Source organism: Streptosporangium sp. H16, from assembly GCF_051918855.1.
In the GTDB taxonomy this organism is placed as follows: Bacteria; Actinomycetota; Actinomycetes; order Streptosporangiales; family Streptosporangiaceae; genus Streptosporangium.
This window is the reverse complement of record NZ_JBPXMD010000061.1, coordinates 18268-27945: the sequence shown is the minus strand read 5'-3', so window position 1 is coordinate 27945 and position 9678 is coordinate 18268. Positions and strand designations below refer to the sequence as shown.

The window sequence follows — 9678 nt, the reverse complement described above, 5'->3', positions numbered from 1 at the left end:
CACTCCCACCTCGGCGTCCACGGCACCTACACCTTCGCCCTGCCCGACCTCGCGCCCGGCGCCATCCGCGACCTGCGTGACCCGGACGCCACCGAGGACGACGACGAGATCTGACCAACACGGGGTGCCGTGTTGGGTCGGACCGGGGCGCCCTGCCCCGAGCCTCGGGCGCTCAAGCAACCACAGTTGACTATTCTCGAAATAGGCAACTAAGGTTGCTTGTATGCCGGCACAAGACGCAACCGTACCCCAGGATCCCGCCGACGCGCTCGCGGCGGTCGCGGCGCTGCGGCGCCTGTCCGACCAGCTCGAGGACGCCGCCGTGGAGCAGGCCATGCGCGCCGGGTGGGGCTGGCCGGAGGTCGCCGAGGCGCTGGGCGTCACTCGCCAGGCGGTCCACAAGAAGCACGCCAAGCGGCTCATCGCCGCCGGCGTGACGCTGAGGAGACGACAGTGAGCACGATCGACCACTACATCAACGACATCATCGTGCGGGGAGCGGCCGAGGCGCGGGAGGAAAGCTCTGCCGCCACCGAGGCCCACCACCTCCTGCTGGCCATCGCCGCCGTCGAGGGCACCGCCGCGCACCGCGTGCTGACGGCGGCGGGGCTCGGGCGGCAGGCGATCAGGGACGCGCTGGACCGGGAGTTCGAGCACAGCCTCGGCGCGGTCGGGGTGTCCCTCGCCTCCTACGACCTTCCGAAACCCTTCCGTGACCCCAAGGATCATCCGAAGCCCGGCGCCTCCGCCCGGCTCGCGCTCGAACGCGGCTTCGCCGCCGCCAAGGGCAAGAAGGACCTGCGTCCTGCCCATCTGCTGCTCGGCGTCCTGAGCGCCGACGTCGGTACCGTGCCGCGCGCGCTCGCCCTGGCCGGCCTCGACCGGGCCGGCCTGATGGATCTCCTCCAGGAGACGCTCGCGCGCGAAAACTGGTAACCGGCACCCCTGTCCCCACGCTCCGGCCCGGTTCGGGCCGCGATGCGCCATGCCCTCGTACCGGGCTTGCGCCGGCATGTGCTCCGGCACGAGGGCATCTGATCACGAAGAGAGGTCATTTCATGACGAAGAGCAACGGCGTCGTGCTCGACGTCGACGGGCTGCGCATGCGCTACGGCTCGCTCGACGTCCTGCACGACGTCACGTTCCAGGCCCGCCACGGCGAGGTTCTGGCCTTGCTGGGTCCGAACGGCGCGGGCAAGACCACCACGATCGAGATACTGGAGGGCTTCCGCATCCGGTCGCAGGGCCGGGTCTCGGTGCTCGGCGCCGATCCCGCGCATGGCGACGAGCAGTGGCGGGCCAGGCTCGGGATCGTGCTGCAGTCCTGGCGCGACCACGGCAAATGGCGGGTAGGCGAGTTCCTCGCCCACCTCGGCACCTACTACGCCCCCTACGCCGTCCCCGGGATCTCGCGGCCTTGGGACCCCGACGAGCTGATCGAGAGAGTCGGCCTGACCGAGCACGCCGGAAAGAAGCTCAAGGCACTGTCGGGCGGCCAGCGGCGCAGGCTGGACGTGGCGATCGGCCTCGTGGGGCGCCCCGAGGTGCTGTTCCTCGACGAGCCGACCACCGGCTTCGACCCGCAGGCCAGGTCCGACTTCCACGCTCTCATACGCGACCTGGCCGACGCCCGCGAGACCACCGTCCTGCTCACCACCCACGACCTGGACGAGGCCGAGAAGCTGGCCGACCGCATCCTCGTACTGAACGGCGGCCGGATCGTCGCCGACGGCACCGCCGCCGAGCTGGCACGGCGGATCGCCGGCGAGGACGAGGTGCGCTGGGTGCGCGATAGGCGCCGGTACGTCGAGCGGACGCCCGACTCGACCACGTTCGCCCGCGAGCTGTTCGTCCGCCACGGCGACGACGTCCAGGAGCTGGAGGTCCACCGGGCCTCGCTGGAGCAGACCTACCTGGCGCTGGTGCGCGAGGCCGAGGAGGTGGCCCGATGAACGCGACCGTACTGCGCGCGGGCTGGTCCCGGGGCCTGATCGAGCTGCGGCAGTCGTTCACCAACGGCGCCGAGCTGTTCTCCCACTTCCTGTGGCCCGCCCTGATGGTGGCCACGCTGTTCTTCATCCGGGACCTGCCGGTCGGCGCTCTCCTGCTCGGCGCCGTGGCCTTACCCGGCATCCTCGGCATGAACGTCGCGACCGGCATGATCGGCATGAGCCAGCAGCTCACCGCCGACCGCGAGGACGGCACGCTGCTGCGCGCCAAGGCGACCCCGCACGGGATGCCCGCTTACCTGATCGGCAAGGTGATCTCGGTGTCCGGCGGCCTGCTGGCCGACCTGGTGATCTTCCTGGTGCCCGCCGTGCTCCTCGTCGAGGGCCTGCGGATCGGCCCGGAATCCTGGCCCGCTCTGGCCTGGGTACTGGCGCTCGGCCTGGTCGCGACCCTGCCCATCGGCGCGGTCCTGGGCTCGATGTTCACCACTGCCCGCGCCCAAGGGCTGGTCCAGCTGCCATTCCTCGCCGTGATCGGCATCTCCGGCATCTTCTACCCGATCACCGCACTGCCCGAGTGGTTGCAGTGGATCGCCCAGATCTTCCCCATCTACTGGATGGGGCTCGGCATGCGCTCGGCCCTGCTGCCGGACGCGGCGGTCGTCGTCGAGATCGGTGAGTCCTGGCGACACCTGGAGACCGCCGGAGTGCTGGGCGCCTGGGCGCTGCTCGGCCTGCTCATGGCGCCGGTCGTGCTGCGGCGGATGGCACGCGGGGAATCCGGCTCGACGGTGGCGGCACGCCGTGAGCGTGCCCTGCAGCGGATCGGGTGAAGGCCATGACCGTCACGACGGTGACCAGCCGATCCCTGACTCCGGACGCGGTGGTGCACTGCGGCTGGTGACACGTTCGTTTTCGCTGCCGATCCACCGACGTCAACCGGCAGCGCCCATTGACGTCCTCGCTGCCGACAACAAGACGATCTTCCGTAGCCGGTCCGGATGTTCATCTAACGAACGTTTGACGAACGCGAACAAGGACACCCCGCCGAACAGCGTCTCCGTGTGCCGTGTCCGGTTCGAGTGTTCATTTTGCCGTTCATCTTTGGTCGTCTTCCGCTACCGTTCGGATACCTCGCACGAGGTGTTTGATGAACGGAGGTGCTTCGCGATGGCGTTCATCGGCCTGGTCCGGGTCAGCACTGACAAGCACAAGACTCAGCGGCAGCACGACGCCCTCAGCCCGATCTGCCTGAAGGTCATCGAGGAGAAGACCAGCGGCAAGCTCGCCACCGCCGACCGGCCCGACCTTCTCACCGCGCTGTCCTACATCCGCGAAGGCGACCTGCTGACCGTCCAGGAGGTCGACCGGCTCGGCCGCAACCTCCTGGAAGGACTCATCGTCCTCAACGACCTGTTCCAGCAAGGCGTCGGCGTCAAGGTCCTGGAGGGCATCGCCGTCGGCGAGCACACCGAACGCTCCTTCATCCTCGACCTGGCCCTCGCCCTGGCCGAGGACCGCCGCCGCGACATCGTCCGCAAGACCAAGAACGGCCTGGAGACCGCCCGCAAGCAAGGCAAGGTCGGCGGCCGCCGACCCGTGGTCGACGACGACAGGCGCGCCGCGATACTCGACCGCCGCCGGCGCGGGGAATCCATCCGCACCATCGCTGCCGGGGTGAAGGTCTCCGTCGGGGGCGTCCACAAGACCCTCGCAGAGGCCAAGGCCTCATCCGATCCCGCAGCAGACGAAGACTGACCCGCCACCCGCATCAGAACGGCCAGTCACGGTAAGAGACGCCCGCCGGGCTCCTTATCGTGACTGGCCGCTTGGTTGCTGCTCAAGCCCCGAATACCGGGCCGACAAGGCGGGCCGGCGGCTGCGGGAACTGATACCGGCCGATGCCAAGGTCGTCCGGGACCGGCGCCGCACGGTGGTGAACGCCGCGGATCTGGTCACGGGCGACCTCGTGCTGCTGGAGGCGGGCGACCGGATCTCCGCTGATCTGGAGCTTGCCGAGACGCACGAGCTGGCGGTCAACGAGTCGATGCTGACCGGGGAGAGCGTGCCGCGCCGGCCTCGCGAGAAGGCCACCGTCTTCGCGGGGACCTTCGTCGTCGAGGGGGAGGCGGCCGCCGTCGTGACGGCCACCGGGCCACGCACCCGGCTGGCCGATCCGGCGTCCGCCGCCGAGATCATGCGCTCGGCCGTGCTCAGCTCGACCGGGCGGCTGGTGCGCGCGAACGGGCGGTGGAAGCCGGTGGGAGACCCGATGGAGGTGGCCCTGCACGCGCTGGCCCTGCGTGCCGGATCGAGCGAGGACGGGACGATCACCAGGCGCCTGCCGTTCGACCCCGTCCGCCGCCGCTCCTCGGTGATCGTCGACGGCGTGCTCCACCTCAAGGGCGCCCCTGACACGGTCCTGCCGCTGTGCGCGGCGGCGCCGGGGGCCGAACAGGCGCTGCAGGACATGCGCCGGCGAGGGCTTCGCGTCCTGGCCGTCGCCCGCCGCGCCGCCCCGGTGGTCTCCGCCGCGCAGACCGCCACGCAGACCGCCACGGACGTCGAGCGGGACCTGACGCTGCTCGGCCTGGTGGGCCTGGAGGATCCGCCTCGCGAGGACGTCGCGGAGGCGATCGAAAGGTGCCGCCTGGCCGGGATCAAACTCGCCATGATCACCGGCGACCCGCGGAGGCCGCCGTGGAGATGGCGGGCTTCGTCGCCGTGCTGATGCTGGGCGGTTGGACGCTGGGAGCCGAGCCGTCACCGGCTCTGCTCGCCGCGGCCTCCGGCACGGCTTTCGCCGCCGTGGTCCTCGGCCAGCTCGCCAACGCCTTCGCCTGCCGCAGCGAGACCCGGCCGATGGGGCGCCGGCGGTGGGCGGGCAACCCCCTGCTGCTCTGGGCGGTCGCGGTCGAGGCCGTGCTGCTGGTGGTCTTCCTCGGCGTGCCACCGCTGCCGGGCCTCCTCGGCGGATCGTTCCCCCCGCCCGCGGGCTGGGCGCTGGCGGCGCTGGCCGTTCCCGCCGTCGTGGGGGCCGACGCGCTGCACAAGGCGATTCAAGACAGGGAACGGGGCCGCACGGGGCGCCGGCTGGTCCGGCCGGTCCGGCCGGTCTGGCCGGTCTGGCCGGTCCGGCCGGTCTGGCCGGTCCGGCCGGTCTGGCCGGTCCGAGGCGCGGCGGCCCCTTCGCCGCCCGGTCAGGCCGAGAGGTGAAACACCTCACCAAAGGTCGAGAAAGGGTAGTCAAGGACTAAAAGTCCCTCCCGGGTGGATCCCCGCAACCCGATGGGGTGGAGGGAGCGGGTCCATGATGAAGGTATGGGTCCGGCCGGCCGTTTCGACGCCTTCCGCGCGCTGGCCAACCGGCGTGGACGTCCCGGTGCCCGGCTGGCGGAGGCGCTGACGGCGGCCCTGGCCAGGGCCGCCGCCGGATCGCCGGAAGGCCCGCAGGCGTGGGCACCCGAGGCGGCGAGGCGGCTCGGGCTGCCGGCGGCCGCCGGGCTGGGACCGGCCACCTTCTACGCCGACCTCGCCGCCCGGCACGGTCGCCGCCACGTGCGGGTCTGCACCGCCGCGGCCTGCTTCGCCGCCCGCGCCGGCTGCCACCTGGCCGAGGTCGAGAACGCGCTCGGTGCCGCCGCCGACAGCGCCGACCCCGATCCGCGGGTGTCGCTGCAGACGGTCCGCTGCCTGGGCTACTGCTACGCGGGCCCGGCCTGTCTCGACGGCGACACCCCCTGCACCGGCCCGGACCTCGCCGGCCAGCTCTCCGGCCGCCGACCGCCACGGGCCCCCTCGATCCCGGCCGCCGACGCCACCGGTGATCCGGTGGTGCTCGCCGGCGTCGTCGCCGGAGAGGCCTCCTGGCAGGTGTGGCCGCGAACGGTGGGGGTGCGCACCCCGGAGCAGATCCAGGCCGAGGTGGCGGCCTCCGGGCTGCGAGGGCGCGGAGGAGCCGGATTCCCGGTGGCCGCCAAGTGGGCGGCCACCGGCGGCTCACCCGACACCGTGGTGGTCGCCAACGGCGACGAGGGCGACCCCGGATCCTACGCCGACCGGCTGCTGATGGAGGCCGACCCGGAGCGGGTACTGGAAGGACTGGCCCTGGCCTGCCTGGCCTGCCATGCCCGCCGCGCCGTGGTGCTGGTGCGCTCGGAGTACCCGCGGGCGCTGGCCCGGATGCGGGCCGCGGTGCGGAAGGCCTACCAGGACGGGCACCTGGGACGCCGGATCCACGGCAGCGACCTGGAGCTCGACGTCGAGGTGGCCGAGGGCGCCGGCTCCTACGTGGCCGGCGAGGAGACCGCCCTGATCGCCGGGCTGGAGGGAGGACGCGGGTGCGCCCGGTCGCGGCCGCCCTACCCGACGCGGCAGGGCCTGTGGGACGCCCCCACCGTGGTCAACAACGTCGAGACGCTGGCCGCCCTCCCCTGGATCGTGCGGCGGGGCGGCGACGCGTACGCCCGTCGCGGCACGCGGGCCGAGACCGGCACGAAGCTGGTCTGCCTGTCCGAGCGGTTCGCCAGGCCCGGCTGCTACGAGGTCGAACTCGGCACCTCGGTGCTCGGCATCGTCAACGAACTGGGCGGCGGCCTGCGCGAGGGGGCGCGGCTGGGCGTTTTGCAGGTGGGCGGGCCGCTGGGCGGCTTCCTGGCCCCCGATCGGCTGGACGTGCCGCTGACCGACGCCGATCTGACGAGCCGCGGCGCGGCGCTCGGGCACGCCGGCCTCGTCGCCTTCGACCGGCGCGTGGAACCGCGGGAGGTGCTGCGGCACGTGTGGGAGTTCGCCGCCGCCGAGAGCTGCGGGGCCTGCTCGCCGTGCCGGGTCGGCTCCCGCCGCGGCCTGGAGATCACCGCCTCCGGTACGCCCCCCGGCGAGGAGTACGCGCGGCTGCTGCGGGTGATGGGCCAGGCCAGCCTGTGCGCCTTCGGGCGGCGGGTCCCCGCCGCCGTGCGCAGCCTCGCCCGCGCCTACGGGGACCGGCTGAAGGGGTGGGACCCGTGAGAGTCACCGTCGACGGCATCACCGTCCGGCCGGCCCAGGGCGCCTCGCTGCTCGCCGCGGTGCGCCTGGCCGGAGCCGAGCTGCCCACGCTGTGCCATGACGACCGGCTGACCCCGGAGGGCTCCTGCCGCACCTGCCTGGTGAGATCGGGCGGGAACGTGGTGGCCGCGTGCGTGACCCCGGCCGTCGACGGCACGGTGGTCGAGGTCGCCGGCGACGCGTTGCGGGCGCTGCGCCGCGAGGCCGTGGAGGTGATCGTCGCGGCCCTGCCGCCCTACGCGCTGGACGGCGGTGTGGACGACCGCGAGCTGGCCCGGGTCTGCCACGCGATGGGGATCGCGCCGCAGGCCGCCCAGGGGCGCGGTGGCCGGGGCCGCGACGACAGCCACCCCTACGTCCACCTGGACCGGGATCTGTGCATCGCCTGCGGCCGGTGCGTGCGCATGTGCGCCGAGGTGCAGGGCACGTTCGCCCTCACCCTGACAGGCAGGGGCGCCGACACGGTGGTCGCCCCCGGCACGGGCGGGCCGTGGGCGCAGTCCGACTGCGTCGCCTGCGGCGGCTGCGTCGACACCTGCCCCACCGGGGCGCTCACCGAGCCCGGACTGCCGCTCGGCGGCGGGACGGCGGCCCCGGCACGGACGGTGACACGGACGGTGACCACGTGCGGCTACTGCGGCGTCGGCTGTTCTTTGGAGGTACTCACCCGTGAGGGCCAGGTCGCGGCCGTCCTGCCGGACCACGAAGGCCCGGTCAACCGCGGGCACGCCTGCGTCAAGGGCCGCTTCGCCCACGGCTTCCTGCGTTCCCCCGAACGCCTCGCCCGGCCGTTGCTGCGCCGCGACGGCCGCCTGGAGCCGGTGACCTGGCAGGAGGCCCTGGAGCACGTCGCCCGCGGCCTGCGGGCCGCCGTCGCCGCCGGCGGCCCCGACGCGGTGGCGGCGATCTCCTCGGCGAGGGCCACCAACGAGGAGAACTATCTGATCCAGAAGTTCATGCGGGTCGCGGTCGGCACCAACAACATCGACAACTGCTCCCGGCTCTGCCACGCCCCCTCGGCCGCCGGGCTGACCGCCTCGTTCGGCCTGTCCGGCGGCACCGACACCTTCGACGACGTCGAGACGGCCGACTGCCTGCTGCTGGTGGGCGCCAACCCGATCGAGGCCCACCCGGTGATCGGCGCACGGCTGCTGCAGAAAGTCCTGCGCGGGGCGCGGCTCGTCGTCGCCGACCCCAGGGCCGTCGGGCTGGCCCGCTACGCCGACGTGCACCTGCGGCCCCGCCCCGGAACCAATGTCGCCCTGTTTCACGGGCTGGCGCACACGCTCTGGGCCGAAGGCCTGGCCGACGAGGAGTTCCTGCGCCGCCGCGCCGGAGGCCTGCCCGAGCTCCTCGCACTGCTCACCGACTACCCGCCGGACCGGGTGAGCGCCCTGACCGGCGTCCCCGCCGAGGACCTGGTCGCCGCGGCCCGGCTCTACGGGCGGGCCGAACGACCGGCGATCATCTACGGGCTGGGGGTCACCGAGCACCTGCACGGCACCGACGGAGTACGCGCCCTGGCCAATCTGGCGATCCTGCGCGGTGCGGTCGGCACGGCGCGCGGCTTCGGGGTGAACCCGCTGCGCGGCCAGAACAACGTCCAAGGCGCCTCCGACATGGGCGCGCTGCCCGATGTCCTGCCCGGGTACGGCAAGGTGACCGATCCGCTCGCCCGGGCCAGGGCCGAGGACGTGTGGGGGGCGCCGGTGCCGGACCGGCCCGGGATGCGCATCCCGGAGATGTTCGCGGCCGCCCGCGCGGGAGCGCTTGGGGCACTGTGGATCGTGGGGGAGGACGTGTGCGCCACCGACCCGGACGCCACCCGGGTGGCCGAGGCACTGGAGGCCTGCCCGCTCGTCGTCTGCCAGGAGCTGTTTCTGTCCCAGACCGCCCGCCGCGCCGACGTCGTGCTGCCGGCCGCGTCCTGGCTGGAGAAGGACGGCACCTTCGTCAACTTCGACCGCCGCTTCCAACGGGTGCGTCCCGCCCTGGCCCCGCCGGGAGAGGCCATGACCGACTTCGCGGTCGTGCACGCCCTGGCCTCGGCGCTGGGGGTGGATCTGGGCTGCCGGACGCCGGCCGAGGCGCTGGCCGAATGCGGCCGGGTGACGCCCCTGTTCGCGGGGCTGTCCCACGAACGCCTGGACCGGGAGGGCGCCATCGCGTGGCCGTGCCCCGATCCCGGCGGCCCCGGGCAGGCCAGACTCCACCGGGAGCGGTTCGCCACCCCCGACGGGCGGGCGCACCTGGCCGCCTGCCCCTATCTCCCGCCGGGGGAGAACCCCGACGACCACTACCCGGTGATCCTGGTGACCGGACGGCGCTGGGCCCACTACAACTCCGGCGGGATGACCCGCCGCACGGGCAACATCCTGCTGGATGACACCGACCGGCTCGACCTGCACCCCGCCGACGCCGCCCGGTACGGTCTTCGCGACGGCCACCCGGTCACGGTGGAGAGCCGCCACGGCCGCGCCACGCTGACCGCCAGTCTGAGCGACGACCTGGTGCCCGGACAGGTCTTCTGCGCCTTCCACTTCCCCTCCAGCGGGGTCAACACCCTGACCTCCGATCACGCGGACACCGTGACGTCGTGCCCGGAGTACAAGGTGACCGCGGTGCGGCTGATCCCCGGGCCCGCCGCCGCGGCGCGACGGGGTGAATGACCCTCGCGCGT

Annotated in this window: 9 protein-coding genes; all 9 read left to right on the top strand. The window is 73.1% G+C overall.

Annotated elements, in window-relative coordinates:
• The first annotated feature begins 223 nt into the window (after window positions 1-223).
• The 9 genes from ACTOQ2_RS42230 to fdhF all read left to right on the top strand — a co-directional run bounded on the left by ACTOQ2_RS42230 (window position 224) and on the right by fdhF (window position 9667).
• Entirely contained in the window at window positions 224-457 is a 234-nt protein-coding gene (locus ACTOQ2_RS42230; RefSeq protein WP_440107402.1) for a hypothetical protein, read from the top strand.
• Window positions 454-936 carry a Clp protease N-terminal domain-containing protein gene (locus tag ACTOQ2_RS42225; protein ID WP_440107400.1) on the top strand — a complete coding sequence of 161 codons (483 nt, stop codon included), beginning with the start codon at window positions 454-456 and terminating at the stop codon, window positions 934-936. Before ACTOQ2_RS42230 ends, ACTOQ2_RS42225 begins: the two co-directional genes overlap by 4 nt.
• A 122-nt stretch (window positions 937-1058) precedes the next feature.
• Window positions 1059-1952 carry an ABC transporter ATP-binding protein gene (locus tag ACTOQ2_RS42220; RefSeq protein WP_440107398.1) on the top strand — a complete coding sequence of 298 codons (894 nt, stop codon included), beginning with the start codon at window positions 1059-1061 and terminating at the stop codon, window positions 1950-1952.
• The gene (locus ACTOQ2_RS42215) at window positions 1949-2782 is read left to right on the top strand and encodes an ABC transporter permease (RefSeq protein ID WP_440107396.1); all 834 of its coding nucleotides are present in this window, start codon (window positions 1949-1951) and stop codon (window positions 2780-2782) included. The genes ACTOQ2_RS42220 and ACTOQ2_RS42215 overlap by 4 nt, the downstream gene beginning before the upstream one ends.
• A 337-nt stretch (window positions 2783-3119) precedes the next feature.
• On the top strand, window positions 3120-3707 hold the full coding sequence (locus tag ACTOQ2_RS42210; protein WP_440107394.1) for a recombinase family protein: 588 nt from the start codon (window positions 3120-3122) through the stop codon (window positions 3705-3707).
• Window positions 3708-3885: 178 nt separating this feature from the next.
• On the top strand, window positions 3886-4680 hold the full coding sequence (locus ACTOQ2_RS42205; protein ID WP_440107392.1) for a P-type ATPase: 795 nt from the start codon (window positions 3886-3888) through the stop codon (window positions 4678-4680).
• Window positions 4656-5165 (top strand): cation transporting ATPase C-terminal domain-containing protein, encoded by a 510-nt coding sequence (locus tag ACTOQ2_RS42200; RefSeq protein WP_440107406.1) that lies wholly within the window; start codon window positions 4656-4658, stop codon window positions 5163-5165. Before ACTOQ2_RS42205 ends, ACTOQ2_RS42200 begins: the two co-directional genes overlap by 25 nt.
• Before the next feature lie 105 nt (window positions 5166-5270).
• Window positions 5271-6959: an NAD(P)H-dependent oxidoreductase subunit E gene (locus tag ACTOQ2_RS42195; RefSeq protein WP_440107390.1), complete on the top strand. Its 1689-nt coding sequence runs from the start codon at window positions 5271-5273 to the stop codon at window positions 6957-6959.
• Entirely contained in the window at window positions 6956-9667 is a 2712-nt protein-coding gene (gene fdhF / locus ACTOQ2_RS42190; protein ID WP_440107388.1) for a formate dehydrogenase subunit alpha, read from the top strand. Before ACTOQ2_RS42195 ends, fdhF begins: the two co-directional genes overlap by 4 nt.
• The last annotated feature ends 11 nt before the right edge of the window (window positions 9668-9678 follow it).

Excerpts from the sequence above, each read along its gene's own strand:
- ACTOQ2_RS42230 (WP_440107402.1), top strand. The coding sequence starts at position 224 with ATGCCGGCACAAGACGCAACCGTACCCCAGGATCCCGCCGACGCGCTC.
- ACTOQ2_RS42220 (WP_440107398.1), top strand. The coding sequence starts at position 1,059 with ATGACGAAGAGCAACGGCGTCGTGCTCGACGTCGACGGGCTGCGCATG.
- ACTOQ2_RS42215 (WP_440107396.1), top strand. The coding sequence starts at position 1,949 with ATGAACGCGACCGTACTGCGCGCGGGCTGGTCCCGGGGCCTGATCGAG.
- ACTOQ2_RS42210 (WP_440107394.1), top strand. The coding sequence starts at position 3,120 with ATGGCGTTCATCGGCCTGGTCCGGGTCAGCACTGACAAGCACAAGACT.
- ACTOQ2_RS42200 (WP_440107406.1), top strand. The coding sequence starts at position 4,656 with ATGGCGGGCTTCGTCGCCGTGCTGATGCTGGGCGGTTGGACGCTGGGA.
- ACTOQ2_RS42195 (WP_440107390.1), top strand. The coding sequence starts at position 5,271 with ATGGGTCCGGCCGGCCGTTTCGACGCCTTCCGCGCGCTGGCCAACCGG.